Annotated in this window: 27 protein-coding genes; 14 read left to right on the forward strand and 13 right to left on the reverse strand. The window is 65.5% G+C overall.

The features are described from left to right. Positions 1-97: 97 nt before the first annotated feature. Positions 98-589 carry a metallophosphoesterase gene (locus tag ACY9XZ_RS08245; RefSeq protein WP_463456551.1) on the forward strand — a complete coding sequence of 164 codons (492 nt, stop codon included), beginning with the start codon at positions 98-100 and terminating at the stop codon, positions 587-589. 2 nt (positions 590-591) lie between these two features. On the opposite strand, the gene ACY9XZ_RS08250 is transcribed toward ACY9XZ_RS08245, so the two are convergent. After that, complete coding sequence (locus tag ACY9XZ_RS08250) at positions 592-1,656, reverse strand: type II glyceraldehyde-3-phosphate dehydrogenase (protein ID WP_463456552.1); 1,065 nt, start codon at positions 1,654-1,656, stop codon at positions 592-594. A 192-nt stretch (positions 1,657-1,848) separates the two neighbouring features. On the opposite strand from ACY9XZ_RS08250, the gene ACY9XZ_RS08255 reads away from it, so the two are divergent. Next, positions 1,849-2,802, forward strand: coding sequence for an aminopeptidase (locus ACY9XZ_RS08255; protein WP_463456553.1), 954 nt, complete (start codon positions 1,849-1,851; stop codon positions 2,800-2,802). 76 nt (positions 2,803-2,878) lie between these two features. On the opposite strand, the gene ACY9XZ_RS08260 is transcribed toward ACY9XZ_RS08255, so the two are convergent. After that, entirely contained in the window at positions 2,879-3,295 is a 417-nt protein-coding gene (locus ACY9XZ_RS08260) for a DUF1648 domain-containing protein (protein WP_463456554.1), read from the reverse strand. 110 nt (positions 3,296-3,405) lie between these two features. On the opposite strand from ACY9XZ_RS08260, the gene ACY9XZ_RS08265 reads away from it, so the two are divergent. The 3 genes from ACY9XZ_RS08265 (at position 3,406) to ACY9XZ_RS08275 (ending at position 5,477) form a co-directional block, all read left to right on the forward strand. Further along, positions 3,406-4,059 carry an HVO_0476 family zinc finger protein gene (locus ACY9XZ_RS08265; RefSeq protein WP_463456555.1) on the forward strand — a complete coding sequence of 218 codons (654 nt, stop codon included), beginning with the start codon at positions 3,406-3,408 and terminating at the stop codon, positions 4,057-4,059. Position 4,060: 1 nt separating this feature from the next. Then, complete coding sequence (locus ACY9XZ_RS08270; protein ID WP_463456556.1) at positions 4,061-4,684, forward strand: protein-L-isoaspartate(D-aspartate) O-methyltransferase; 624 nt, start codon at positions 4,061-4,063, stop codon at positions 4,682-4,684. A 61-nt stretch (positions 4,685-4,745) separates the two neighbouring features. Next, entirely contained in the window at positions 4,746-5,477 is a 732-nt protein-coding gene (locus tag ACY9XZ_RS08275; RefSeq protein ID WP_463456557.1) for a protein-L-isoaspartate O-methyltransferase family protein, read from the forward strand. Here ACY9XZ_RS08275 and ACY9XZ_RS08280 read toward each other — a convergent pair. Beyond that, complete coding sequence (locus tag ACY9XZ_RS08280) at positions 5,474-5,920, reverse strand: DUF7382 domain-containing protein (RefSeq protein WP_463456558.1); 447 nt, start codon at positions 5,918-5,920, stop codon at positions 5,474-5,476. The two genes, ACY9XZ_RS08275 and ACY9XZ_RS08280, sit on opposite strands and share 4 nt — an antisense overlap. A gap of 75 nt (positions 5,921-5,995) precedes the next feature. Between ACY9XZ_RS08280 and ACY9XZ_RS08285 the strand changes: the two genes are divergently transcribed. Then, complete coding sequence (locus tag ACY9XZ_RS08285; RefSeq protein WP_463456559.1) at positions 5,996-7,051, forward strand: ATP-binding protein; 1,056 nt, start codon at positions 5,996-5,998, stop codon at positions 7,049-7,051. Between the two features lie 32 nt (positions 7,052-7,083). On the opposite strand, the gene crcB is transcribed toward ACY9XZ_RS08285, so the two are convergent. Genes crcB through ACY9XZ_RS08300 form a run of 3 tightly spaced genes read right to left on the reverse strand, consistent with a single transcriptional unit; the run spans position 7,084 to position 8,176 of the window. After that, positions 7,084-7,443, reverse strand: a complete 360-nt coding sequence (gene crcB / locus ACY9XZ_RS08290; protein ID WP_463456560.1) for a fluoride efflux transporter CrcB — start codon at positions 7,441-7,443, stop codon at positions 7,084-7,086. Then, positions 7,443-7,826 (reverse strand): fluoride efflux transporter FluC, encoded by a 384-nt coding sequence (locus ACY9XZ_RS08295; RefSeq protein ID WP_463456561.1) that lies wholly within the window; start codon positions 7,824-7,826, stop codon positions 7,443-7,445. The genes crcB and ACY9XZ_RS08295 overlap by 1 nt, the downstream gene beginning before the upstream one ends. A gap of 2 nt (positions 7,827-7,828) precedes the next feature. Beyond that, entirely contained in the window at positions 7,829-8,176 is a 348-nt protein-coding gene (locus ACY9XZ_RS08300; protein WP_463456562.1) for a hypothetical protein, read from the reverse strand. 305 nt (positions 8,177-8,481) lie between these two features. On the opposite strand from ACY9XZ_RS08300, the gene ACY9XZ_RS08305 reads away from it, so the two are divergent. The 4 genes from ACY9XZ_RS08305 (at position 8,482) to ACY9XZ_RS08320 (ending at position 13,803) form a co-directional block, all read left to right on the forward strand. Then, positions 8,482-10,443, forward strand: coding sequence for an archaea-specific SMC-related protein (locus ACY9XZ_RS08305; RefSeq protein ID WP_463456563.1), 1,962 nt, complete (start codon positions 8,482-8,484; stop codon positions 10,441-10,443). A gap of 44 nt (positions 10,444-10,487) precedes the next feature. Further along, the gene (gene rdfA / locus ACY9XZ_RS08310) at positions 10,488-11,105 is read left to right on the forward strand and encodes a rod-determining factor RdfA (protein ID WP_463456564.1); all 618 of its coding nucleotides are present in this window, start codon (positions 10,488-10,490) and stop codon (positions 11,103-11,105) included. 219 nt (positions 11,106-11,324) lie between these two features. Continuing rightward, the gene (locus tag ACY9XZ_RS08315; protein ID WP_463456565.1) at positions 11,325-12,428 is read left to right on the forward strand and encodes an aminotransferase class V-fold PLP-dependent enzyme; all 1,104 of its coding nucleotides are present in this window, start codon (positions 11,325-11,327) and stop codon (positions 12,426-12,428) included. A 79-nt stretch (positions 12,429-12,507) separates the two neighbouring features. Continuing rightward, positions 12,508-13,803: an NUDIX domain-containing protein gene (locus ACY9XZ_RS08320; RefSeq protein WP_463456566.1), complete on the forward strand. Its 1,296-nt coding sequence runs from the start codon at positions 12,508-12,510 to the stop codon at positions 13,801-13,803. A 24-nt stretch (positions 13,804-13,827) separates the two neighbouring features. On the opposite strand, the gene ACY9XZ_RS08325 is transcribed toward ACY9XZ_RS08320, so the two are convergent. Next, on the reverse strand, positions 13,828-14,574 hold the full coding sequence (locus tag ACY9XZ_RS08325; protein WP_463456567.1) for an MBL fold metallo-hydrolase: 747 nt from the start codon (positions 14,572-14,574) through the stop codon (positions 13,828-13,830). 94 nt (positions 14,575-14,668) lie between these two features. On the opposite strand from ACY9XZ_RS08325, the gene ACY9XZ_RS08330 reads away from it, so the two are divergent. Beyond that, positions 14,669-15,805 (forward strand): site-2 protease family protein, encoded by a 1,137-nt coding sequence (locus tag ACY9XZ_RS08330; RefSeq protein WP_463456568.1) that lies wholly within the window; start codon positions 14,669-14,671, stop codon positions 15,803-15,805. 166 nt (positions 15,806-15,971) lie between these two features. Next, on the forward strand, positions 15,972-16,826 hold the full coding sequence (locus ACY9XZ_RS08335; protein WP_463456569.1) for a ZIP family metal transporter: 855 nt from the start codon (positions 15,972-15,974) through the stop codon (positions 16,824-16,826). Between the two features lie 9 nt (positions 16,827-16,835). On the opposite strand, the gene ACY9XZ_RS08340 is transcribed toward ACY9XZ_RS08335, so the two are convergent. The 5 genes from ACY9XZ_RS08340 to ACY9XZ_RS08360 all read right to left on the reverse strand — a co-directional run bounded on the left by ACY9XZ_RS08340 (position 16,836) and on the right by ACY9XZ_RS08360 (position 21,575). Continuing rightward, a complete protein-coding gene (locus ACY9XZ_RS08340) occupies positions 16,836-17,135 on the reverse strand; it encodes a CPCC family cysteine-rich protein (protein ID WP_463456570.1) in 300 nt (99 codons plus the stop codon). Between the two features lie 76 nt (positions 17,136-17,211). Next, entirely contained in the window at positions 17,212-17,496 is a 285-nt protein-coding gene (locus tag ACY9XZ_RS08345; protein ID WP_463456571.1) for a DUF6360 family protein, read from the reverse strand. 34 nt (positions 17,497-17,530) lie between these two features. Further along, the gene (locus tag ACY9XZ_RS08350) at positions 17,531-18,694 is read right to left on the reverse strand and encodes a nicotinate phosphoribosyltransferase (RefSeq protein WP_463456572.1); all 1,164 of its coding nucleotides are present in this window, start codon (positions 18,692-18,694) and stop codon (positions 17,531-17,533) included. Positions 18,695-18,760: 66 nt separating this feature from the next. Continuing rightward, complete coding sequence (locus ACY9XZ_RS08355; RefSeq protein ID WP_463456573.1) at positions 18,761-20,122, reverse strand: Hvo_1808 family surface protein; 1,362 nt, start codon at positions 20,120-20,122, stop codon at positions 18,761-18,763. Further along, positions 20,115-21,575 carry an Hvo_1808 family surface protein gene (locus ACY9XZ_RS08360; RefSeq protein WP_463456574.1) on the reverse strand — a complete coding sequence of 487 codons (1,461 nt, stop codon included), beginning with the start codon at positions 21,573-21,575 and terminating at the stop codon, positions 20,115-20,117. Before ACY9XZ_RS08360 ends, ACY9XZ_RS08355 begins: the two co-directional genes overlap by 8 nt. Positions 21,576-21,652: 77 nt before the next feature. On the opposite strand from ACY9XZ_RS08360, the gene ACY9XZ_RS08365 reads away from it, so the two are divergent. Together ACY9XZ_RS08365 and ACY9XZ_RS08370 are read left to right on the forward strand one after the other, a co-directional pair. Beyond that, the gene (locus tag ACY9XZ_RS08365; RefSeq protein WP_463456575.1) at positions 21,653-22,225 is read left to right on the forward strand and encodes a cysteine hydrolase family protein; all 573 of its coding nucleotides are present in this window, start codon (positions 21,653-21,655) and stop codon (positions 22,223-22,225) included. 9 nt (positions 22,226-22,234) lie between these two features. Beyond that, positions 22,235-22,711, forward strand: coding sequence for a DUF4385 family protein (locus ACY9XZ_RS08370; protein WP_463456576.1), 477 nt, complete (start codon positions 22,235-22,237; stop codon positions 22,709-22,711). 14 nt (positions 22,712-22,725) lie between these two features. On the opposite strand, the gene ACY9XZ_RS08375 is transcribed toward ACY9XZ_RS08370, so the two are convergent. Beyond that, positions 22,726-23,568, reverse strand: coding sequence for a hypothetical protein (locus tag ACY9XZ_RS08375; protein WP_463456577.1), 843 nt, complete (start codon positions 23,566-23,568; stop codon positions 22,726-22,728). Positions 23,569-23,793: the final 225 nt, after the last annotated feature.

Consider the following 23,793-nt stretch of genomic DNA (forward strand, 5'->3'; position numbering starts at 1 on the left):
GTAGGCGGCGACTAAATAAAAGCGTCGCGCCTGCGGGGCGACCGCGCTTCCGACGAGGGGAACACGCTCAAGTCGCTGCCGGCTGAACGTCGTCGGTATGCAAGTCGGCATCGTCTCGGACACGCACGACAACGCGTCGCAGGTCGAAGCCGCAGTCGAGCGGTTCGCGGACGCGGGCTGTGAGACGGTCATCCATTGTGGCGACTTCGTCGCCCCGTTCTCTGTGACGCCGTTCGACGGCGACTGGTCGTTTTACGCCGTCCGCGGCAACAACGACGGCGAGTGGGCACTCCAGTCCACTGTCGAGGAGTTCGGCACGTACTTCGGCGAGATGGGCGAGTTGACCATCGACGGCCACACCATCGCGGTGTATCACGGGACCAGCGGGGAGATCGTCGACGCGCTGGTCGACTGTGGAAACTACGACTACGTTTTCCACGGTCACACGCACGAACGCGGGCATGAGGAGCGCGGGGACACGGAACGGATCAACCCCGGCGGTATCTCGATCCCGCCGGCCCCCGAACCGTTCTCGGTGGCGACGCTCTCGACGGACACCGGCAAAGTCGAATTCCACGAATTAGGGTGAAATTAGTCGTCTGCGTGGCTGTCGACGCGCTGTGGGCTGCCGTCGTGTTCGACGAGTCCGCGGCCGACGCCGAGGGCTTCGTCGGTGCGTCGGATGCTCTTCTCGGCACTTGCGGTCCGCTCTGAGAGCGCGCGGACGGCGTCGATGTTCTCCGGCACGACATCGGCTTCCTGGTGGATCGCTTGGAACAGGTAGAGGTCTCGCCCCTCGACAGTGATGGATTCGGCCCAGATGCAGTTCTCCCACACGTCACCGCGCGGGCGACCGGCGTCGCGAGTATACTCTTTGAGTTTGCCCGCGCCGTCGATCCCGAGCGTCTCCGGGATGAGGAACAGGCGCGACTCGTCGGTCAGCAGTGACGTGACTTCCTCTGTGGTCGGTTCACTCTCCAGCGTGACGTTGACGCTGTGGGTGTGCATCTGCGTCGTCGGGACCTTCATCCCCATCGTATCGATGTCGAGGTCGGGGAAAATCGTCTGGACGTCAGGACCGTGGTGGGAGGGGATTTCGACGGGGTCGGGCAGCGTGTCGTTGATGGGACCGCGACCGGTCTGGCCTGGATCGGCACCGCGCCGGACCAGTGTCACGCGCGATTTCTCGACGCCGTAGGATTCCTTGAGCGGCGCGAGCAGACGCGAAAGCCCGGTTGTATTGCAGGAGACGACGCGGGCGGTGTCCGCGCCGACTGCCTGCTCGTAGTTGGCGCGGGCGTTGAAGCTCACGTCTGCCAAGTCAGCGTCTTCCCCACCCTGGAAGATGGCCGGCGTGTCGTGTTCGGCGTACAGCGGCGCGTTGGTCGCACCGACGCCACCCGGCGTGGTGTCGACGACCACGTCACTCGTTTCAATGAGGTCATGGACTGTGCCGGCCGTCGCGAGATCGGCTTCGTCGAACGGTTCGCGGCCGTCCGCGGCGTAGAGATCGTAGCCGCGGTCGTCTGCGATAGTTGCCTCGAAGTTCGGCGAGCGCTTTGCGACGCCCGCAACTGTCATATCTGGCTGGACACGCACCGCGTCAGCGACGCGTTTCCCGATGGTGCCGAAGCCGTTGATGCCCACGTGGAGCATGCACGTCCATACCTTCGGGGAGAGTATATTCTTTGTGATTAAAATTTGGAGAAATTAACTCAGAAAGTTGTACCTCTGACGAATGTCAACTTTTGCCACGGAATACCCGAAAAGACCGAGGTGTCGCGCGTTTCCACAGCGTATGCCGGCAGTCTATCAAGAGTTATTCAGCCGGAGTACGCAGCCAGTTGTATGGACAACTCGTCGCTTCGCGCGCCCGCAGAGACCGCCGTCAAACAGTGCCTGAACCTCCAGCCCGACGAGTCATGTGCAGTCGTCACTGACGACCAGCGGAAAGCGATCGGCGAGGCGCTGTACCGCGTCGCCGCCGAAATCACCGACGACGCCGTTTTCGTTCGGTACCCGCCGGGTGAGCAACACGGCGCGGAACCGCCTGCGCCGGTCGCTGGCGCGATGGAAACCGCCGATGTCGTGCTCGCGCCGACGACCAAGAGCCTGAGCCACACAGAGGCTCGGACCGACGCTAACGAGGCTGGCGCTCGCGTTGCAACACTGCCCGGCATCAGCGAGGGCGTGTTCCTGATGGGATTAGACGCCGACTACCGCCTCATCAAACAGCACTGCGAGGACGTGCTGGCACAGGTCGAAGACGCCGAGGAAATCCGGGTCACGTCGCCACAGGGAACGGATATCACGTTCGGCATCGGAACCCGCGAATGGCACATGGACACCGGCATCGTCCACGAGGCCGGCGAGATGTCGAACCTCCCCGCCGGCGAGGTGTTCCTCGCCCCGGAGACGGCCGACGGCACGTTCGTCGTCGACGGGACGATGCGGCCCCACGGCAAACTCGACGGCAAGCGCCTCACGTTCGAGGTCGAGGACGGATACGTCACGGATATCGACGATCCCGATATCCGGACACAAGTCGAGGACGCTGCCGAAGAAGTCGGCCGGGATGCCTACAACCTCGCCGAACTCGGCATCGGGACGAACGTCGCGGTGACCGAACTCGTCGGCTCCGTCTTGTTGGACGAGAAAGCCGGCGGCACGGTCCACATCGCTATCGGCGACGACCACGCGATGGGCGGCGATGTGCACGCACCGATTCATCTGGACGGAATTCTGACGGAACCGACCGTGTATGCGGACGGCGAGGAAGTGGAACTTCCTCGGGTAGAGTGATCGAACCGAGGTCAGAACGGATTTGCGACAAAAAATGGAAGCCTGGGTAGCGCACGCCGATTGCCGGCGGTCTCCGCTATCCCCGTGCGTATTCCATCTTCACCGCGTATCCGACGACGAAAACCGCCCAGACGAGCGACCCGACGAGAACGAGGTCGAACGGCACCGGGTAACCGAGGTTCCACGCGAGCACGAGTCCGTGTATCCCACCCATGAACGCCATCGTCGCGATGGTGATGGTGGCCGCCACCTGCGGCACTTCCGGCGGGTCGTAGCGAAACGCCCCTTTCAGCACAATGAGGGTTGCGAGCATCAGCACCGGCATGAGAACGACTCCGACCGACTTCGAGACGTAGCTATCGGGCATGCCCGACGCGGAGAAGTGAATCGCGACTTCGGCGGGGAGGCGCGACCAGACCGCGAAGCCGGCCAGGGCTGTCAGTGCGATGAGGGCACCGCTTGCGATATCGGCACGGCTCTGTCGGCGGGCCATACCCGGCGTTTGTTCCGACGACGCAAGAAAGTCGGCGTGACTGTGCGAGTGAGAACCACGAGCAACGCCGTGGCGACGACCATTTACGGGAGCACGGTCAAATCCGGTATATGACAGACGCTACACCGGGCGACCGTATCGCCCTCCCGTGTCCGGCCTGCTCGCCGGACTTGGAAACGGTTCACGAGGTGCTGAAGCCGGGCGGCCACGTGACGGTCCGCTGTACGGACTGTGACCACGTCCACAAGGAACAACTCCCCGAGGAGGAGACGCTGGAGCGAAGCGTCGTCGTCTCCCAGGACGGGGATTCCTTCACCGCGGAAGTCGACGTGCCGGCTGACGAGGAACTCTCCGTCGGCGAGGAGTTCCTGCTGGAGACCGAGGAGGCCGTCGTCACCGCGCGCATCACCAGCCTGGAGACCGCCGATGGCCGCGAGGACGACGCGGCCGCCGAGGACGTCGAGACCATCTGGTCGCGGGCCGTCGGAAACGTCTCGGTCAACGTGACGATGCACCCGAAAGACGGGACCCACGACGAGACCGAGAGCTTCAAGCTCCACGTCCCCGGCGACTACGAGTTCGTCGTCGGTGAGACCGAGGCGTTCGGCGAGGAGGAGTTCACTGTCGAGGGGATCCACGTCCGCGACGACGCGCACGGCTACGACCACGAGAACATGGACCACGACGGCGACATGGGCATCGCGAAGGATATCAACCGACTGTACGTCAGGGACGAGTCGACCACGGCGTGGTCGGCGTGGTAGGATGGCCGACTGGGACCGGGAGCGGTCGCAACTGGTCGACCGCCTGCGCAGACGCGTCTCTAACGAGTCGGTTCTCGACGCGATAGCGACGGTTCCCCGTCACCGGTTTGTTCCGGCTGACAAGCGACGCGACGCCTACGCCGACCGCCCGCTCCCGATCGGGTCGGGCCAGACGATTTCCGCGCCGCACATGGTCGCGATCATGGCCGAGCTACTCGATCTGTCTCTGGGAGACCAGGTACTCGAAATCGGCACGGGCTGTGGCTACCACGCCGCGGTGACCGCCGAACTGGTCGGCCCCGAGAACGTCTACAGCGTGGAGTACCACGCGACGCTGGCCGAGGAGGCACGTGAGACGCTGGACGCGACCGGCTACGGCGACGTTTCGGTTCGGGTCGGCGACGGCAAGGAGGGGTGGCCAGAACACGCGCCCTACGACCGGGCGTATCTGACCTGTGCCGCGCCGGATTTCCCCGCCCCGTTCGTCGCGCAGACCCGCGACGGTGGCGTCCTTCTAGCTCCAATCGGCGACGGGCGACAGCGCCTCATCCGGGCGGAGAAGCGGGCCGACGGGACGCTCGACAAGAACGACCACGGCGCCGTCCGGTTCGTCCCACTCCAGTAGGCTTTTCGAGGGACGTGGCCGGTGTCGCGCCATTGATATAGCTCCGGCCGAATACACTGGTATGGACCCGGCGGTACTGCGGGACGACATGGTCGACAGCCTGCAACACGAAAGTAAGGGTGTCGTCCGGAGCGCGTGGCTGTCGACAGCGATGCGTGCCGTCCCCCGGGAGGCCTTCGTCGGCGAGCAACAGGCCTACTCCGACCGCCCGTTCGAACGTCTGGGGACGCGCGTGCTCTCGCCCAGCACCGCCGGCCGGATGCTCGAACCCCTCTCACCCGAGGAAGACGACGACGTGCTCGTGGTCGGTGCCGGCGTCGGCTATACGGCCGCAGTGCTGGCAGAACACGTCGGCGCGGCGAACGTTCATGCGATAGACATCACGCGCCGGCTCGTCGTCGAAGCGCGGCAGAACCTCGCGGAAGCGGGCTACGACGCCGTTCTCGTGGATCGCCGTGACGGGGCTGATGGCCTCCCAGAGTACGCCCCGTACGACCGCATCCTGCTTGAGGCCGCCGCTATCGACCCGCCCAGGGCGCTCCTCCAGCAACTGGCAGAGGACGGGCGGCTGGTGATGCCCCTGGGCACCGGTGAACAGTCGCTGGCTGTCGTTGAGGCCGACGGATCGGTCACGCGACACGGCACCGTCGCCTTCCAGCCGATGCTCGTCGAGGGCGAGCAGGCCGACACCGTCGAGCGCAACCGGACCCACCGCGAGGACCGCGAGCGCGCCCGGCGGGCGGCCGAGTCCCGCGCTGGGTGGGAGCAGGACTGGATCGACTGGGACGGCTAGGGCGACTCGACGACGAGCATATCGGTGTTCGACCGGGCGTCCTCGTAGCTACTGCCCGCGGGCGGTTTCACCTCGAAGATCACTGTGCCGTCCTGTTGGTTCGGTCCGAGCGACGGCGACAGCGAGAGGGTCACGTTCCCCGCGCTGTCCGTCTCCCCCGTCGTGACCGACGAGAGCGTCGCCGTGCCGCTTTTCGCGACCACCGTCGCGCCGGACACGGGCGACCCTTTCGAGTCGACGACGGTGACGTCCACGTCCTGTGTCCCCGGGTCGGTCACTTCGGGCTGTGGCTCGACGTCGACTTCCGTTACCTGCAGCGTCTCGATTCCGGAGATCGTACTCATCATCACGGAGAGGCAGGCGACGCCGACCACCAGCGCGATGACCAGTCGAATCGGGAGTCCCTCGATGGCGCGTTCGTCGCGCCACAGCGAATCTGACATGGGCAGGGGTGGTCCCGGATTCGCACTTGAACCCTCGGACGAACGTTCAAATACCGGAACGGGTCAACCGCCGGCATGGTCGTTATCGGACGCGAGGGTACGACGGGGGAGACAGCCCGACTGGGCCACTACCGGGCTCGCGACGGGAGCCACGGGGCTACGGTCGACTTCGATGTCGACCGGCCACACGTCGGTCTCATCGTCGGCAAGCGCGGGTCGGGGAAGACGTACGCGCTCGGTGTCCTCGCCGAGGGGTTGCTGGCCGCGGAGGGCGTCGCACCGGTCGTTGTCGACCCGATGGGGGCGTTCACGCCGCTGGATACTGCGGACGTGACGGCGACCGTGGTCGACCCCAGCGTTCGCGCGGACGCGCTCGGCCCGCGTCAGTGGTGTACGGTGCTCGGCCTCGATCCGGAACGGGGCGCTGGCGCACTTGTGTGGCGGGCCGCGAGTGAGTGTTCGACCCTCGATGGGATGCGCTCGTGGGTGGCCGATTCGGATGCGGCAGCGAGTTCTGTTCGAGCGGCGGCGAACCATCTTGCCCTCGCTGCGTCCTGGAACGTGTTCGATCCCGCAGGTTTCGACACAGGGATGCTGTGCAGCGATGGCCTGACGGTCCTCGATATGTCGGGATTCGCTTCGCGGTCGGCCGGGGCGGTCCTCGCCGCTGTCGCGACTGTGCTGTACGACGCTCGGGTGGCCGGACGGACGAGTCGACTGCCGTGGCTGCTGGTCGACGAGGCCCACGCGTTCACTGACGGGGTCGCCAAGCGTCCGCTCCGCCGGCTCGTCACTCGGGGCCGCCAGCCCGGCGTGAGTTGCGTGCTGGCAACACAGCGACCCAGCGCCGTCCCGCCGACGACCGTCTCGCAGGCGGACCTGCTCGTCGCCCACCGATTGACGAGCACTGCTGATATCGATGCGCTGCAGGCGGCCCAGCCGACGTATCTCGACGGCAATTTCGCGGCCCGGCTACCGGACACGACCGGTGACGCGCTCGTCGTCGACGACGGCACCGAGTCCGTCCACCACGTGACGGTCCGCGAGCGGCGGACGCCCCACGGCGGCGAGACACCGCAGGCTAGCGATTTCGCGGGAGCCGACGGAGACCGTGTCAACGATGAGGTCTGATGCTGTGCCTGGCGCTACCAACGCGACAGCACTCACAGGACCTGGGCGATACCCCAGGCCAGCCCGATCCCGGCGAGCGCACAGACGAGGTTTCCGACGGCGTTGAGGGCGGCCAGCGCCACGTAGCCGTCCTCCCACAGCCGGACTGTTTCGACAGAAAACGAGGAAAACGTCGTGAACGATCCACAAGCACCGACGCCGACCAGTAGTGCCGCGTCGCCGGTCACACCGGCAAACGTCACCAGTCCGAGGACGAAACTGCCGACGACATTCACCGCGAGTGTCCCGAGCGGGAACGTCTCCGTCCCGACCACCTGCACCAGGTAATGGCGACAGAGGGCGCCGACAGCGCCACCGGTCCCGACCAAGTGCGCCGGCTCGACAGTGATCATCAACGCTCACCCCCGGCGGACAGACGGACGGCCGCACGACCGACAAGGACGCCGGCAAAACCCAGGGCGTAACTTCCGACGATGTTCGCGACAGCCCATCGGGGCGTCAGCACTGTCTCCACCGCGAACGTACTGTAGGTGGTAAACGACGAGATGAACCCGGTCGAGGCGGCCAGTTTCGTCTCGCTCGCCAGCGCACCGACCTGCAGCCCCTCGTACACGAGCACGCCGAGCGCGAAACTGCCGAGGACGTTGACCAGCAGCGTCCCCTGTAAGCCCGGCAAAAAGAGGCCGACGAAGTACCGGAGGTTCGAGCCGGCAAAGCCTCCGAGAGCTACGAGGACGACAGTTTCGACAGTTACCAGCGGGTGGGTATCTGCCATCCTTACTCCCCGAGTATCTCCGCCAGCCGCGCTTCGCCGAGCGTGTCGACGAGCTGTGCGAGCTCGATAACCCGTTCCTCGCCGAGCGTATCGACGAGTTCACGGATCTCTGCCGGATCGAACGTCCGGGCGACGTAGCCGAGGTTCTCCACCATCCGCGTCGTCCGGTCCAGCGTCTCTTCGTCGGGGCGGAGCGTCAGCGGTCGGTTCGTGAATTTGCCGTTTTCATTGAAGTAGCAGAACCGTAGCTCGGCGGTGTCGCTGTCGTCCGGGTCGACGATCTGTAAGACGCCGTACCCGCTCTCCCACTCATCCAGTTCGACCTCAAGTAACGTCTCGTAGCGAGTCATACGATCTGGTTCCAATCACGCCGACTTATAGGTTGGCATGTAGTGATCTACACAAGCGAAAAAAATTGCCAAACACAACAAAGCTAAAGAATCAAAGAATAGTGAACGATCCTTCTGAGGACGACTTTGTATAGGAATAATATTGGTACAGGTGTTATTCCGGCGCTGGCTACCGCTTCGTGCGCTGTCTGCCGAAAAACACCGCTACTGCGTCTGACGCGTCGACCCACATCTGGGACAGCACTACGTAATTTCGTTTTCGGGAATGAAATTATTTTTATATCCTCTCCGACAACAGCAGACCAATGCCAGAATCAAAGCAAGAAGCTAGTGTCGCCCATTTCGATGTAACCAATATCGGTGGGATCGACGAGACGGCAGTCGACATTCCACCGGGCGTGACGGTCCTGACGGGCAAGAACGCGACCAATCGGACGTCGTTTCTGCAGTCTATCATGGCGGCGATGGGGAGCACGCAGGCAACGCTGAAAGGTGACGCCGACGAGGGAAGCGTTGCCCTCACCTACGGGGACGAGGTGTATGAACGGACGCTCGCGCGGGCGGGTGACACCGTCCAGTTCGACGGCGAGGGGTACCTCGACGACCCCGAGGTCGCCGACCTGTTCGCGTTCCTGCTGGAAACCAACGAAGCGCGCCGGTCCGTGGCTCGTGGCGACGACCTCCGCGAGATCATAATGCGGCCGGTCGACATCGACGCGATCCGCTCGGAGGTCGAACGGCTAGAAGCGGAGAAAGGCGACATCAACGACGAACTCGCCACTATTGAATCCCGACAGCGTGACCTCCCGGACCTCGAACAGCGCCGGACCGAGCTCCGCGAGCAGATCGAGGACAAACGCGAAGAACTGGCCGAGCACGAGGAGGAGATCGACAACAGCAGCCGAGATATCGAGGAGAGCCGCCAGGAACAGGACGCTCTCGAAGAGAAGCTCGACGAACTCCGCTCGACGCGGTCGGACCTCGAATCCGTCCGCCGGGACATCGAGGCCCAGGAGGAGAGCATCTCCTCGCTGAAACGCGAACGGTCCGAGCTCAACGACGAACTGGACGAACTGCCGGAGACGCCGATGGGTGACCAGCAGCACCTCGAAGACGAGATCGCGAGCCTGCGCGACCAGCGCCAGCGGCTCAACAGTGAGATTTCCGACCTCCAGAGCCTCATCCAGTACAACGAGGAGCGCCTCGAAGAGGAAGACTACGACGTCATCCAGTCGCTCGAAGACGCGCCCGAAGGGTCCGATGGCGATGTCACGGAACAACTCCTTGAAGGCGACGATGGCGAATCCGTCGTCTGCTGGACGTGTGGCTCGACGGTCGACCGCGAGCAGATCGAAGACACCGTCGACCGCCTGCAGGACCTCCGCCGGGAGAAGGTCGAGGACCTCAACGACATCAAATCGGAGCTCGACGATCTCAAGGCCGATCAGCGCGAGGCCGAAAAGAAGCAGCGCCGCCGCGAGAACGTCGAGCGAAAGATCCAGGAGACCGAAACCGAGATCGACCGCCGCGAGGAGCAGATCACCTCTCTGAAGGAGCGACGTGAGGAGCTGACCGCGGACGTCGAGTCGCTTGAAGACGAGGTCGACAACCTCGAATCCGAGGACTTCGACGAGATCCTCTCGCTGCACCGGGAGGCCAACCAGCTTGAGTTCGAGATCGACAGCCTGGAGTCCGACCTCGACGACGTGTCGGCCGAGATCGAGGAGATCGAGGAGATGGTCGAGCGGGCCGACGACCTCCGCGACGAGCGCGACGCGCTGGTCGATGAACTCACCGACAAGCGGACGAAGATCGACCAGATCGAGGCTAACGCGGTCGACGAGTTCAACGAGCACATGGACGCCATCCTCGGCATCCTGGAGTACGAGAACCTCGAACGCATCTGGATCGAGCGCGTCGAGCAGACCGTCCGCGAGGGCCGACAGAAGGTCGACCGAACGGTGTTCGAACTCCACATCGTCCGGACTACCGAGAACGGCGCGGCCTACGAGGACACCATCGAACATCTCAGCGAAAGCGAGCGGGAAGTGACCGGCCTCATCTTCGCGCTGGCGGGGTATCTGGTGCATGACCTCCACGAGAGCGTTCCGTTCATGTTGCTGGACTCGCTGGAGGCCATCGACTCGGCCCGGATCGCCGAACTCGTCGAGTATTTCGCCGACTACGCCGAGCATCTGGTCGTCGCCCTCCTGCCGGAGGACGCCCAGGCGCTCGACGACGACTTCAACCGTATCACCTCGATCTAACCCCGTAGTCTTTTAGTTCCGGTTACCGTACGTGGGAACAACAAATGGCGAATACGACAGACGGCCGGCCGTCGAGCAAGGTCGCTCGACTCATCGACGAGTACGAACTCGACGGACTCGGTGCGGAGATGGAGGCTCGCTGGACCGGTGACGGCGAAGAGCGTATGAGCCTCCGGGATCTCGCAGAGTTTTTCAACAAGCGACTGCTCGAACGCGCGCTGGTCGATGCTGGCCTGAGCGCGCTCGAAAGCGACGTGGAGTCGACCTACGAGAACCTCACCGGCGACGATATCAGCACCGGTGTTCGGACGGACACTGTCAATCGACTCGAACGCAACGGCGTCGACGTCGAGAGCCTCGAAACCGATTTCGTCACGTATCAGGCTATCCGGTCGTATCTGAAGGAGTGGCGCGGCGCGGAGTACCAGGGGCTCTCGGACGACGAGAAGATCGAGAAGGACCTCGAAAGCATCCAGCGACTACTGACCCGAACGCTGTCGGTCACCGACCAGCGCATCGAGAAACTGCGCGACACGGGCCGGATCGACATCGATGACTTCGAGGTGTTCCTGGACGCGCAGGTGCTGTGCCAGTCATGTGGCAGCCAGTACGCCGTCGCGGAGTTCTTCGAGCAGGGCGGCTGTACGTGTCAGCAGGACTGAATCGGACGCTTTTGTTCTATCTGACCTGTGATGAGGGGAACCGCAACGATACGAGAATATAGAACAATCGAATATCGTTGTGAAACGCAACAGAATACACTATATGGTGGGAATAGACGGCCGCGGAAATAATTCCGCACTGCTGCCTCGGAAACCCGCCGTCCCAGCCGCCTGCTGGCTCACACAGGGCTGAAGACGCCAGGGACCGTCGGGGCGGATATGAACCCAGCCGAACTGCGGGCGTCGATTCCGGCGCTCGAACGGTGTACGTACTTCAACACGGGTGCGAGCGGACCGACACCGCGCCCCGTGGTCGACGCTGCGACGTCGTTTCTCGAACGCCACGCCTTCGACGCGCCGGCCGGCGACGGCCCCTACACGGTCGCGTGGGACGCCATCGCGGCGGCTCGTGAAGTCGTCGCCGGCCACCTCGGAACCGAGGCCGAAACCGTCGCGTTCACCCGTAGCACCGCCGATGGGGTCAACATGGTCGCCGGGGCTATCGACTGGCAGCCCGGTGACGTGGTCGTCCGGACCGACCTCGAACACCCCGCCGGCACGCTTCCCTGGGACCGACTGGCCGACACCCACGACATCGAGGTCCGCGTGCTGGAGACCGACAGCGGACGGCTGGACATGGCAGATGTGAAAGACGCCGTGGCCGACGCCAGACTGGTGGCACTGAGCTCGCTCACCTGGACACACGGGACCAGACTCCCGGTCGCGGATGTCGTCGACGTCGCGCACGACGCCGGCGCGCAGGTGCTCGTCGATGCCGTCCAGTCCGTCGGGCAACACTCCGTCGACGTGACCGAGTGGGGCGCGGACTTCGTCGCCGCGGCGGGCCACAAGTGGCTGCTGGGAATCTGGGGTGGCGGGTTCCTCTACGTCAATCCGGACGCCTACGACCGACTGCGCCAGACTCGCATCGGCTACCGGAGCGTCGAGGACCCCAGTGCAGATGGATACGAATACTACGCTGGTGCACGCCGCTTCGAGGTCGGTACCACCTCGCCGGTCCCCTACGTCGCGCTCGCGGAGGCCATCGAGACGGTCGAAGACATCGGGCTGGACACGATTCAGGCCCGCGTCGAACGACTGACCGACCGCCTCAAGAGCAGCCTCGGCGACCGACTGCTGAGCCCGCGCGAATACGAATCGGGGCTGGTGACGTTTACCGCAGCCGATCCCGCGGCGACCGTCGAGCGACTCGCGTCGGAGGGGATAGTTATCAGGTCATTACCGCACCCCGAGGCCGTCCGCGCGTCGGTCCACGCGTTCAACACCGCCGACGACATCGACCGCCTGCTCGACGCGCTGTAGCTCCGACGGCGCCCGAGTCCTCACTGCTCCTCTCCCCCGCGCCCGGACTTTCTTGTCCTGGCCGAACGTTTCCTCCCGCATGGAGACACGCCCCGTCGTGACGTGCTTCCTGCGCAGCGAGGGCGAGGTGCTGCTGTTGCGCCGGAGCGACGCGGTCGGCTCGTATCGGGGCCAGTGGAGCGGGGTCGCGGGACACGTCGCTGACGATGCTGGTCGCGACCGGGACCCGGAGACGGCCGCGCTGGCCGAAATCGACGAGGAGACCGGGCTGGCCGATGCGGTGACGCTGGTCCGACGGGGTGATTCGTTTCAGGTCGACGACGCAGAGCGGGGCATCCGGTGGGTCGTCCACCCGTTCCTGTTCGATTGCGAGGCCCGCACAGTCACTGCCAACGCGGAGACGACCGAGACGGCGTGGGTCCATCCACCGGAGATACTGACCCGTGAGACAGTCCCGCGACTGTGGACCTCCTGGGACCGCGTTCGCCCGCGGGTGGCGACCGTCCGCGAGGACCGGACCCACGGGTCAGCGTGGCTCTCGCTCCGGGCGCTTGAAGTGCTACGCGACGAGGCCGCCCTTGCGGAGGCCGGACGGACTGACGACCTGGAGGCCGCCGAGCGGGACGGCGATGGCTGGGACGCGATCGCTGCACTCGCCGTCGAACTCCGCGAGGCGCGCCCCTCGATGGTCGTCGTCGCCAACCGCATCAACCGAGCGATGGCCGCCGCTACCGAGGCGACGCCGGCGGCAATCGAGCGGGCCGCGACCGAGACGCTGAACCACGCAGTAACCGCCGACCGGGTCGCTGCCGCCGTCGCCGCCGAGCGCGTCGGCGACCGCCTCGCCACGCTATCGCGTTCGGGAACAGTCCGTGCGGCAGTCGACGCTGCCGCGCCCGAGGCTGTTCTCGTCGCCGAATCACGACCGGGCGGTGAAGGCGTCGGGGTCGCCGAGACGTTCGCCGACGGCGTCGCGGTGACGCTGACGACCGACGCGGCCTTCGGCCACGAACTGGACGCGTGGAACGCCGACACACTGGTCGTCGGGGCCGACCGTGTCCTCCCGGACGGTCGCGTGGTTAACAAGGTCGGGACCCGTCCGGCAGCCCTGTCGGCCGCCGCCGCGGACGTGGACTGCTACGCCGTGTGTGCCACGGACAAGATCGCGCCACGGGCTGAGTGGGACCGGGAGGAACGTGACTCTGGGGAGGTGTACGACGGTAACGCCGATGTCTCCGTGTCGAACCCAACGTTCGACCTGACGCCGGCGTCGGCGGTGTCGGTCGTCACCGAGCGCGGCGTGCTGGAGACGGACGAAATCAGGGAGATAGCTGACGCCCACCGGGACCGGAGCGAATGGGCCGAACGCGGGTAAAATTCGAGATGCGCGGGCGCTCGCTCACTGCTCGTCCAACACGACCGGGACGCCGGCTTCGGCCACGTCGGCGGCGAACTCGCGGGAATCGGCTTCGAGATTGGAAAAGGTGTTGTAGTGGACCGGCAACACGAGGTCCGGTTCGATGGTCGCGGCGAGGGCGGCGGCCTCGTGGCGGTCCATCGTCGCCCGCGGCCCGATGGGTGGACACAGCAGCGACACCTCAAGCGTCCGGTGGCCCGGTAACACGTCAGAATCGCCCGGATAGAATGCTCTGGTTCCCTCGACGGCGACCATGAAGCCACAGCCGAAACCCTCCGGGTGGTAGGGAGAACCATCGGGGAGCGTATGCGGGCCGTCCGGTTCGTTGTACGCCGGCGTCGACCAGATCGGCACGTCCTTGACCGTCGTCTGTGATTTCATCCCGACTTCGACGACGTCGTAGGGCAGCGAGGACAGCGGCGGGAGGTCCCGGTCACCGACCCGCTCGTCGATACCTTCGTAGGCGACAATGGTGGCGTCCTCGCTCGCGACGCGCTCGATACCGTCCGGATCGTAGTGATGGACGTGGGTCACACACACCACGTCCCCGTCTTCTTCGCGGTAGTCGCTGCTTGGCGGATGGCCGATACCGGCCGTGTGGGGCTCCCACTCGCCGGTGAGCACGCCGTATCGGCCCGGATCGACGTACACCACCGTGTCCTCGCCGGCGAAGCGGAGCGTGGCATACCCCAGCCAGTCGACGGTTAGCCCGTCGTGTCGAACAGTCATTGGGTACCCATACGCGCTACACCCTGAATAAGGCCGCTACTCGTCGCCGTCCCCAGGCAGAAGATATACCCGACCACTGTCCGTTTGCTTGGCCGTGCGAAACTTCCACATCACGACGGTCTGGGGGATTCCGATACGAGTCAACGTCTCGCTGCTGATTTTCCTGCCGGTGCTGGCCTGGATTATCGGCAGCGGGGCCCAGATCGAGCTGTACGCGGGCATCGTAAGCGCCCTCTCCGGCACGGCGCTCGATCTTACGATCCTGACTGCGGGCCAGACGCCGTGGGTTATCGGGTCCGCCGCGGCCGTCGGCCTGTTTGCCAGTGTCGCCCTCCACGAACTCGGGCACGCCTGGGCGGCGATGCGCTACGGACTCCGGGTCGAATCGATTACGCTCTGGATTCTGGGCGGCCTCGCCAGCCTCGAATCTATGCCCAAGGAGTGGAACCGAGAACTGGTTATCGCACTGGCCGGCCCGGCAGTGAGCGTGTTGACCGGTATCGCTTGTTACGCCGCGCTGTTTGCCCTGCCCGCGAGCGCGCAGGTGACACTGTTTGTCGTCGGCTGGCTGGCCGTCACGAACCTCTTTCTCGCCGTGTTCAACATGCTCCCAGCGTTCCCGATGGACGGCGGCCGCATCCTTCGGGCGCTGCTTGCGCGGAAACGACCCTACGCCCAGGCGACACGTATCGCCGCCCGGATCGGCACCGCGTTCGCGATTGTGTTCGCTGGCGTCGGTATCATCTTCTTCGCCCCGATGCTCCTGTTGCTCGCGCTGTTCGTCTACGCCGCCGCCTCCAGCGAGTCCCGCACGGTCGCGCTCGCGGCCTTGCTTGAGGGCCTGACCGTCGACGATGTCGCCAGCCCGCTCGAAGCGACCATCGACGCCGACGCCAGCGTCGAGGACCTGGTCGACCGGATGTTCGCGGACCGCCGGACGGAGTTCGCCGTCACACGCAACGGCGACGTAGTCGGCGTCGTCACTGTCGCCGACTTCAGGGAACTCTCGAAGGCCGAACGCGAGGCCGATACCGTCGCCGACCTGATGGAGACCGACCTCCCGCGGTTCGTCTCCGACATGACCGCCTTCGACGCGCTCGTCGAACTCGACACGGCCCGGGCTTCCGCCGCCTTTGTTGAGGGCCCCGAGGGTACCCGCGTGGTCTCCCGGGACGACTTCTCCAGCGCGATGGAGATGCGACGGCTCGTCGGGTCGCCGGAACCGTTCTAAAACAGCGTGTAATCGCCCGAATACGCGCTCTACCAGCCTGAAAGCACTACTTGAAACGCTAAAAAATGAGCGTGGCTTCCGTTCTGTGTGGGACCAAACTGGAACCGGAGACGATCTTCCCTGACTGTCGGTACACCCAAGAGGGGGCGACGTACACTACTGGACAATGCAATCCGGGTTCGTCGACCTGTTCGTCGATACCGTCGGCACCGACCCACTGATAAACGGCCTCGTCGGTGGGATCATTATCGCGACGATGAACCTCTTCGGCGCGTCGCTCGTGCTGGTCTGGCGTGATCCCTCGGAGCGGGCGCTGGACACGGCGCTGGGCTTTGCCGCCGGCGTGATGTTGGCCGCCGCGTTCACGAGCCTCATCATCCCTGGTATCGAGGAGTACTCCGGCGGCAACCCGATTCCGACGCTCGTCGGCGTCGCGCTCGGGGGCCTGTTTCTGGACCGTGCCGACGGCCTCGTTCCCCACGCCCACTACCTGCTGACGGGAAGTCGGCGGTCCGACGCCGCCAACCCCAGTCAGGACCTCTCAGTCGACGAGTCGAAACTGACAGGCGTCATCCTGTTCATCCTCGCGATCACGCTGCACAACATTCCCGAGGGGCTGGCCGTCGGCGTCGGCTTCGGCGCGGCCGCCGGCGACCCGCTCCAGATCGGGGGTGCGCTCTCGCTGATGCTCGCCATCGGTATCCAGAACATCCCGGAGGGGCTGGCCGTCTCCGTCGCGGCGATGAACGCGGGCCTGGACCGCCGGCTGTACGCCGTCTTCTCCGGGATTCGCTCCGGCGTCGTGGAGATCCCCCTTGCGGTGCTTGGCGCTGTCGCCGTCGTGACCGTCGAACCGCTCTTGCCGTACGCGATGGGCTTTGCGGCGGGCGCGATGCTGTTCGTGATCTCCGACGAGATAATTCCCGAGACGCACCAGCGCGGCTACGAGCGCATCGCGACGCTCGGCCTGATGGCCGGCGTCATCGTCATGCTGTACCTTGATATCGCGCTCGCGGCCTGAATCCGAGCACTACCTCTCGTAGGGCCAGTTCGGGTCGCGGTCGAGATCTGTCGGCTCCTCGCAATCCCCGGCCTCGTCGGGGGAGCAGGCCCCGTGTTCGCGGAAGTTCTCTCGCGCCTCCGTCAGCGACACGTGGTTCGTATCGCTGACGAACTCCGCGTCGCCGAACTGGATCGGGTCGTCGAGCCAGTGACACACCGGACACATCTCGTATGATCCGGGTCGCCCCTCAGGGAGCGTCTGGTAGCCACAGCACGGGCAGTATCCCAGTTCCCGTGCGGCTGGATTCCCTGGCGTCTCGGTTGACATATTTCGTGGTATGTGTCTTCACATCATAGAATTATCGACTGTTAATGACGATCAAACTACAGTTCTGAGTGAGTCGCTACTCCGGCTGTGCGTCCTCGACCTTCCCCGCGTACTCCTCCAGTTCGGCGGCCAGCTCGCGGGCCTGGGCCGCCGACAGCGTCACCGAGTCCGCGTGTGGCTTCACCGAGTCAATGTCGGTGTTGTCCATCTCCAGCTGGAGTTCGACGTGGTCCGGGTTCTTGCGCGGCGCGGTCACGTTCAGCACGGCCAGGGCCTCCTCCTCGAAGCCGTGGCCCTCTATCTCACCGTCGAGCAGGTCGAAGGTCGTGTACGCGTTGACCTTCATGATGCGGTCGACCATACCGCAGTTTTGTGGGCCGGAGACTTAACGCCAGTTACTCGTCGCCAGTCACGCCCTCGTAGCCGACCCGCTCGGCGTCGGCCGCCGCACGGTCGATGGCCGCGTCGAGATCGAATTCCCGGACGATCTCCCCGTCCCGAATCAGTGGTTCCAGCAGCGCCTCGGCGTTGTCCGGCCCGTCGCGGTCGGCCAGGCCGATGTGGTGGCCGCCGTCGGCGGTGCGGTACACCGACTTCGTCCCGGTGAGTTTCCCCCGCTTGGCGGCCGGTTCGCCGTCCAGTTCGACGATATCCAGCGCGAAATCCAGCGGGTCGGCGTTGGCGACGTACCCCCCGACGCCGAAGCCGTCGGCCACGTCCTGTAGCTCCCGGAGCGTCGTCGGAGTAAGTCCGCCGGAGAGGAACAGGTCCACGTCCTCGTGGCCGTGGGCGTCCAGCGTCCAGCGCACCTCGCGAACGATGTGGCGGAAGTCCCCGCGGCGGGACCCGGTCGTATCCAGTCGGACGCCAGCGAGATCGTCGACAGCTTCCGCCGCGCGGAGCGCTTCGTCGGTCTCGTCACTGTAGGTGTCTGTCAGGGCGATGCGGGGCGTCTCCTCGGGGACGGCGGCATCGAAGGCCTGCCACGCCGCCTCCTGGTTGCCCCGTCCGAAGCAGATCATGAGTGCATGTGGCATCGTCCCGCCGGCGTCGTGGCCGATGATCTCGCCCGCGGCGACGTTCGAGATGCCGTCGAGGCCGCCAAGCAGCGCCGACCGCTCGACCATCGCCGCTATCGACGGGTGGACGTGCCGCGAGCCGAAGGACAGCACCGTCGACTCCGGGGCGGCGTACCGAGCTTCCAGCGCCCGCGTCGCGGCGCCGGTCGGATGCGAGAGAAAGCCCAAAAGCGCCGTTTCCAGCCGACAGAACTCCCGGTACGACCCCTCAATGCGCATTACCGGGCCGCCGTCGAACAGCTGGCCCTCCGGGAGCGCGTCCACGTCGACGGGCCGGCCCTCAAGCAACGCGGCGGCGTCTTTCAGCCCCGCCAGCAGTTTCCACTGCCCCGTCGCGAACTGGTTTGCCGTCACTTCGGCGACCACGTCCGGGTTCTTACCTGCATGTTCCAGCGCCTCCATCGTCCGGTCGAAGTAGGCGTCGGTCGCCCGCCCCTCGCGAATCGCCTCTGGCGAGACGATATCGAACTCCTCGGTCATGGCACGTTGTTCTCAGGGTACTAAAAAAAGCGGTCCGGTCGGCGACTCACAGCGGCCCGCCCACCGTCAGGACCCTGCCGGTCGGTGAATCTCATCGAGGTCGCTCACGGTCGGTCCGTTGACGATGCGGACGGTCTTGCCCGACCGGACGACGCGGAAGGCGTCGCTGAACTGCGATCCCTCGGGGACGACGTAGACGTTGGCGCGGGGCTGGCTGGCGTCGTGTTCTTCGGTCAGGGCCGCCCGATACGCCTGTTCGAACTCCCTGGCGTCTTCGTCGGTGTCCCAGCGCGTCTCCCAGACGTAGCCGTAGCCGCCCGAGCCGTTGCGGTAGGGCACGACGAGGTCACCGCCCCAGCCTGCCGAGATGTCGCTCTCGTAGCTGTAGCGGTCCCCCTCGGTCTGGCCATTGTGGTACATCGTCGCGTAAATCGACGTCTCACCGACCGTGTCACCGACCGGGTCGTGGTCGAAGCGGCTCCAGTCACTACTGGAGCGGTCCGCGACGCTGACGTTCACGGGTTTCTCGTCCGGGTATGTCTCCGGGTGGAGTACCTGCTCGGTGCTGTCGGGGAAGTCGTCGTGGAGCGCGTCGACGGCGTCCCAGCCGCCCTCCGAGCGCACCTGGTCGATGAACCGCGGCCCGGTGACGTAGGGCTGGTAGAGGACGGTGAACAGCCCCTCGTTGTAGCTCGGCTGCTGGCTGTCACCGTCTCCGTCGCTGCCGCTTCCCCCGTCGTCGGTCCGATCCGGGAGCGCGACACAGCCCCAGTCATCCCCACAGCGGCGCTCGTAGAGGACGCGGACGTAGTTGGCCTCGCCCTCGGTGACGCCCTGCCGGGACAGCTGCGTGTCCTGGGTTTTCGCGGAGCCGTTCAGCCCGAAGTGCTGGTCCTGCAGGGCGTGGACGAGTTCGTGAGACAGCGTGCGTCGGTCGATCTGTGGCGTCTCCGTCGGGCTGACGATGACGATCTCGTCTCGACTCGACGAGTAGTAGCCCTGGACCGTCGTCGAGAGCGTGTCGTCTATCGACTCGCTGCTCCCCGAATCCTCGCCGATGAGCAGGAGCGCTTCCCACACCTGGTCGTTCCAGGGGTCCTGTGGGCGGCCGCTGCCGCCGCTGCTGTTCCCTTGCGACCGGTTCTGGTACTCGGCCCGGGAGATGACAGACACCGGCACCGACTCTTTGAACTCCAGGCCGCGGACCCGCTCGACCCGGGCCATCGTCCGGGCGACGACGGCCTCCCGTTCCGTCTCGTTCAGCCCGTCGTCGGTCGTCACCGACACCGAATCGTCGTACCAGTAGCCGTTCTCGTAGCCGATTGCGTCCTCACCGGCCGGCGTCTCCGGGTGGTCGCTGCCGCTGAAGGACGGGACCGTACAGCCCGCGAGGACGACCGCGACGACGACGAGCAGCTCCTTACGCATCGTGGACCTCGTCGAGTTCGTCGGCCGTCGGGGCGTTCACGACGGTGACCGTCACCCCGTCGACCCTGACGGCGATAGCGTCGGTGTAGGGACTGTCTTCCTCGACGATCCAGTGCCCTTCTGCGGTTCTGGTGCCACCCCAGTGGTCGATGATCGCTTCCCACGCGTCGGCGAACTCGCGGGCGTCGGCCTCGCTGGCCCACGTCGTTTTCCAGACGTAGGCCGTCTCCTCGCCGTTGTCGTAGACGTGCATCCGACCGCCCTGCCAGCCGTCAGTTGCGGGCAGGTCGTAGTTGTACGGGTCGTCGGCGTCCAGGGACCCGTCCTCGTAGTTGATGACATCGCGAGTCTGTACGACGCTCGACTCGTTGTAGTCGTCGGCGAGAGTGTGTGCCATCGACCCGGCGATGGCCGACGGGCCGACGACGCCGTAGTCCGGCCGGTCACGGTCCCGGGACGGTCTGACCCGCTCCCAGTCGTCGCTGGACCGGTCCGCAAGCGAGACCGATTCGGGCTCCCATTCGGGGTAGCGCCCGGCGTAGGTCACTTCGGCGGCCCCGTCGGGGTACTCGTCGTAGGCATCGTTGACGGCGCTCCAGCCGCCGCGCTCCTGGAGATCCGCGATCAGCCCGGGACCGTCGCTGTAGGGGAAATACTGCATGAAGTTGATGCCGAAGTGGCGGTCGCCGCCACCACCGCTCGACGTATCGGGCCTGTCGATACAGCGCCACTCGCCGCCACAGCGTGCGGTGTAGGTCTGGGTGACGGCGACGGCGTCGCCTTCGACGAGGCCGTTCCGACCCTGGACCTGGTCACGCGTCCGCGCGTCGCTGTCCAGCCCGAACTGCTGGTCCTGTAAGGCGTGGACGAGTTCGTGGGCCAGCGTCCCCCGGCTTATCGTCGGCGTCTCGGAGTCGCTGACGATGACGATCTCGCCGCGCCGGCTGCTGTAGTAGCCCAGCACGCTCTCGCCGCGGTTGCTGTTCTGGACGGCGATGGAGTCGCGGTCCTCGCCGATGAAAAACAGCGCCTCGAACTTCGCGTTGTCGAACCGGCGCAGGGACTCGCCGGCCTCGCCGCCGCCCGTCCCGTTGCGGTACTCGGCCCGGGAGACGACGGACACTGGCACTGTCTCTTCGAACTCCAGCCCCCGAATCACCTCGACGCGAGCCATCGTTCGGGCGACGACGGCCTCCCGCTCGCTCTCGTTCAGCCCGTCGTCGGTCGTCACCGACAGCGACTCGTTGTACCAGTAGCCGTTCTCGTAGCCCAGGCGGTCTTCGTTTGGTGCCGGCGGGGCGGAGCCGTTGGTCCCGTAGTCGGTCGCGGGCTCGCTCGGCGTCAGATCGGTACCGCCGGGTTCCGTCTGGCTGGCCGGCGAGCCGGGCGCTTGACAGCCTGCCAGTAACAGCACGGCGACACAGAGAACGGTGAGAGCGAACGGGCGGCGCATCTACCTCTACGGTAGGCCACCACAGGGAAAAGTCACACGGGGTAACTTTCGTAGTCGATCCGCGCCAACGCTCGCGCATGGAACTCGACCCAGCACAGACCGCCCTGGTCGTCGTCGACATGCAGAACGGCTTCTGTCACCCCGACGGGAGCCTCTACGCACCGGACAGCGAAGCGGCCGTCGAGCCCTGCGCCGACCTGGTGGACCGCGCCCGCGAGGCCGGCGCAAGTGTCGTGTTCACTCGCGACGTCCACCCGCCCGACCAGTTCGACGGGAACCACTACTACGACGAGTTCGACCGCTGGGGCGAACACGTCGTCGAGGGCTCGTGGGAGGCCGAACTCGTTGACGGGCTGGACCCCCAAGACGAGGACTTCGTGGTAGTCAAACACACCTACGACGCCTTCTACCAGACGGAACTGGCGGGCTGGCTCGACGCCCACGGTATCAAAGACCTGGCGATCTGTGGGACGCTCGCGAACGTCTGCGTGCTCCACACGGCCTCCAGCGCCGGCTTGCGGGATTACCGCCCGGTCCTCGTCGAGGACGCCGTCGGCTACATCGAGGACGACCACCGCGAGTACGCCTTAGAGCACGCCGACTGGCTGTTCGGCGAACTGACCGAGCGAGACGAACTCACCTTCGGCTGACGGATGGCTGTGGACCCCGTTCGCGGCGACGTGACCGAAGTCGAGGACGGCCCCGAGTACGATCTGGACTTCCGCGAGCACCCCGAGCGCTACCGGCACACCGCCGACGAGCAGGGCGCGTTCAAGATAGAGCCGTACAAGAGCGAACTCCTGCCCGAGTGGACCATCAAAAACAGCGAGGACGCTGCCGCGGCCACCGAAACGATTCGCGACCGCTATCGCGAGTACCGCGACGCGGGAGATTTCGTCGGGATGGATATGGCCCGCAAGTACCTCCAGATGGGGTGGACGCGGGCGATGCGCTACGCGAAATATCCGGGTGGACAAAAGTACGAAGACGGCGAGCAGAGAGAGCCCCAGGAGTGGTACGATCCGGAGAAACGCGAGATAGCCCTGACGTACAAGGAGCACCTCGACGCGGTCCGGTCGGATCCGGACTACGGGCGGGCGAAGCGGGCCCACGCCGAGCAATACGGGGAGTCGTAGGCGGACGGACCGTCCTACGCGGAGCCGACATCCCGCTCGATGGTCACTCGCACCTCGTCGCCGACAGAAAGATCGATACCTTCGCCGACGAGCTTCGCGCCGAAGCGCTCGCGGCCACAGAACAGCGCGATGCCGGTAATCGGCTCACTGTTTGCTAGCACGGTCAGTTCGTCCCACGTGACCGTGCGGTCGTCGGCCGTCCCGACCCGCTGTCCGGCGATAGCTGCTTCTTCGATCCCGTCACCGCCCAGTAGCCCACCGCCGGAATAGTGTGGGAGCCCGCCATCGAGAACCCCCGAATCGCCGTCGATATCGTTAGCGATACCAACAAAGGATTCCCCTGGCTCTGGATGAGCGGGCTCGTCAAGCCGGACCCACGTCTCGCCGCCGTCGACGACGGTGCCGGTCCCGTCCCAGGACAGCGGCGTCACGTCGACGCCCACGTCGACCGGCAGCGACCCCGACGCACGATACGGGTTCGCGTCGAGCTCCCGGAACCCGAGGTGGATGTGGTTCGGCACCCACGGCGCGAAAAAGCCAGCCCGGACCAGCTCTCCGAGGTCGTCGCCCACTGCGACCGTGTCGCCGGGTTCGACGGTCGGGTCGACGTGGAGCGTCCGAGCGACGACACCGCCGGTGTCGATCAGGATGAGATAGTCGTGTTCGGCGGCGTAGGCTTTCGGCGGCGCTCGAACCGTCTTCGTGTCCAGCACTTCGCCGGCGACCGGCGACGGCGCGCGCTCGCCGTCGGGGTAGAGGTCGATGGCACACCCCTCGTCGTGGGCGTCGAACGGCGAGTTGTACAGGGAGAACCGGTAGTACTGGACGAGCACGTCTCGCGGTATCGTGACGGCCATCGACGGCGGTTAGGGGTGTATCGGTATGGCTCTGTCGTCCCACCTTTTTCGGCGTCGGGTGGCTCGCGATGCTTGCCACCACTCTCCGCTCACGGCGACTTCGTCGCCGTTCGCATGGTCAGCGGAACCTTTGGTTCCGCTCGACTTGAAAAACGTGGTCTTGCTGAGCCTTGCTTCGCAAGGCTCGTCAGAGCGCCGCTCTGACGGTGGCGAAAAAGCCGCGCT

The sequence above is a fragment of the Haloarcula sp. HT12 genome (assembly GCF_055271655.1).

Bases quoted from the DNA above. Each gene is read 5' to 3' on its own strand.
- ACY9XZ_RS08305 (WP_463456563.1), top strand. From the start codon at position 8,482: ATGCCAGAATCAAAGCAAGAAGCTAGTGTCGCCCATTTCGATGTAACC.
- ACY9XZ_RS08360 (WP_463456574.1), bottom strand. From the start codon at position 21,575: ATGCGCCGCCCGTTCGCTCTCACCGTTCTCTGTGTCGCCGTGCTGTTA.
- ACY9XZ_RS08275 (WP_463456557.1), top strand. From the start codon at position 4,746: ATGGACCCGGCGGTACTGCGGGACGACATGGTCGACAGCCTGCAACAC.
- ACY9XZ_RS08255 (WP_463456553.1), top strand. From the start codon at position 1,849: ATGGACAACTCGTCGCTTCGCGCGCCCGCAGAGACCGCCGTCAAACAG.
- ACY9XZ_RS08325 (WP_463456567.1), bottom strand. From the start codon at position 14,574: ATGACTGTTCGACACGACGGGCTAACCGTCGACTGGCTGGGGTATGCC.
- ACY9XZ_RS08295 (WP_463456561.1), bottom strand. From the start codon at position 7,826: ATGGCAGATACCCACCCGCTGGTAACTGTCGAAACTGTCGTCCTCGTA.
- ACY9XZ_RS08375 (WP_463456577.1), bottom strand. From the start codon at position 23,568: ATGGCCGTCACGATACCGCGAGACGTGCTCGTCCAGTACTACCGGTTC.
- ACY9XZ_RS08270 (WP_463456556.1), top strand. From the start codon at position 4,061: ATGGCCGACTGGGACCGGGAGCGGTCGCAACTGGTCGACCGCCTGCGC.
- ACY9XZ_RS08280 (WP_463456558.1), bottom strand. From the start codon at position 5,920: ATGTCAGATTCGCTGTGGCGCGACGAACGCGCCATCGAGGGACTCCCG.
- ACY9XZ_RS08250 (WP_463456552.1), bottom strand. From the start codon at position 1,656: ATGCTCCACGTGGGCATCAACGGCTTCGGCACCATCGGGAAACGCGTC.
- crcB (WP_463456560.1), bottom strand. From the start codon at position 7,443: ATGATCACTGTCGAGCCGGCGCACTTGGTCGGGACCGGTGGCGCTGTC.
- ACY9XZ_RS08300 (WP_463456562.1), bottom strand. From the start codon at position 8,176: ATGACTCGCTACGAGACGTTACTTGAGGTCGAACTGGATGAGTGGGAG.
- ACY9XZ_RS08265 (WP_463456555.1), top strand. From the start codon at position 3,406: ATGACAGACGCTACACCGGGCGACCGTATCGCCCTCCCGTGTCCGGCC.
- ACY9XZ_RS08335 (WP_463456569.1), top strand. From the start codon at position 15,972: ATGCAATCCGGGTTCGTCGACCTGTTCGTCGATACCGTCGGCACCGAC.
- ACY9XZ_RS08320 (WP_463456566.1), top strand. From the start codon at position 12,508: ATGGAGACACGCCCCGTCGTGACGTGCTTCCTGCGCAGCGAGGGCGAG.
- ACY9XZ_RS08340 (WP_463456570.1), bottom strand. From the start codon at position 17,135: ATGTCAACCGAGACGCCAGGGAATCCAGCCGCACGGGAACTGGGATAC.
- ACY9XZ_RS08245 (WP_463456551.1), top strand. From the start codon at position 98: ATGCAAGTCGGCATCGTCTCGGACACGCACGACAACGCGTCGCAGGTC.
- ACY9XZ_RS08345 (WP_463456571.1), bottom strand. From the start codon at position 17,496: ATGGTCGACCGCATCATGAAGGTCAACGCGTACACGACCTTCGACCTG.
- ACY9XZ_RS08365 (WP_463456575.1), top strand. From the start codon at position 21,653: ATGGAACTCGACCCAGCACAGACCGCCCTGGTCGTCGTCGACATGCAG.
- ACY9XZ_RS08350 (WP_463456572.1), bottom strand. From the start codon at position 18,694: ATGACCGAGGAGTTCGATATCGTCTCGCCAGAGGCGATTCGCGAGGGG.
- ACY9XZ_RS08260 (WP_463456554.1), bottom strand. From the start codon at position 3,295: ATGGCCCGCCGACAGAGCCGTGCCGATATCGCAAGCGGTGCCCTCATC.
- ACY9XZ_RS08285 (WP_463456559.1), top strand. From the start codon at position 5,996: ATGGTCGTTATCGGACGCGAGGGTACGACGGGGGAGACAGCCCGACTG.
- ACY9XZ_RS08315 (WP_463456565.1), top strand. From the start codon at position 11,325: ATGAACCCAGCCGAACTGCGGGCGTCGATTCCGGCGCTCGAACGGTGT.
- rdfA (WP_463456564.1), top strand. From the start codon at position 10,488: ATGGCGAATACGACAGACGGCCGGCCGTCGAGCAAGGTCGCTCGACTC.
- ACY9XZ_RS08355 (WP_463456573.1), bottom strand. From the start codon at position 20,122: ATGCGTAAGGAGCTGCTCGTCGTCGTCGCGGTCGTCCTCGCGGGCTGT.